Origin of the sequence: Mycobacterium sp. 1164985.4, from assembly GCF_001668575.1 — a bacterium.
Taxonomy (GTDB): Bacteria; Actinomycetota; Actinomycetes; order Mycobacteriales; family Mycobacteriaceae; genus Mycobacterium.
This window is the reverse complement of the sequence record NZ_LZMD01000109.1, coordinates 1-552: the sequence shown is the minus strand read 5'-3', so window position 1 is coordinate 552 and position 552 is coordinate 1. Positions and strand designations below refer to the sequence as shown.

Sequence of the window (552 nt, the reverse complement as noted above, 5' to 3'; positions counted from 1 at the left end):
TACGACCACACACCGGCCTCGGGCGGGACCTTGGCCTGGGCCTTGGCCAGCATCGGTTCGAGCGGCGGCAGTACGGGAAGCTCCACCCCGCCCATTATTGCGTCCACGCCACTTCAGACCGCCGACACCGGGAAATGTCATCGCCGGTTCACCGCGTCATCGCGCCCGAGGCGACAATGGCCGAATGCGCCTGCCCGTACTGCCGCCGCTCGAACCGATGCTGGCCAAGGCCCAGGCCAAGGTCCCGCCCGAGGCCGGTGTGTGGTCGTACGAACCGAAGTGGGACGGCTTCCGGTCGATCTGTTTCCGCGACGGCGACGAGGTCGAGTTCGGCAGCCGCAACGAACGCCCGCTGACCCGCTACTTCCCAGAGCTGGTCGAGGCCGCGGGGACGGAGCTACCCGCACGCTGCGTCATCGACGGCGAGATCGTCGTCGCTGCCGGCCACGGCCTCGACTTCGAGGCTCTGCAGCAACGCATCCATCCCGCCGACTCGCGGGTCCGGATGCTGGCCGAGAAGACACCCGCGGCCTTCATCGCGTTCGATCTGCT

The 552-nt window shown here is 68.3% G+C and carries 1 protein-coding gene; it reads left to right on the top strand.

Going from position 1 to position 552, the window contains the following annotated elements:
• Positions 1-184: 184 nt before the first annotated feature.
• Positions 185-552, top strand: a 368-nt coding sequence (locus A5650_RS24185; RefSeq protein WP_502687104.1) for an ATP-dependent DNA ligase, incomplete at its 3' end; no start/stop codon positions are given.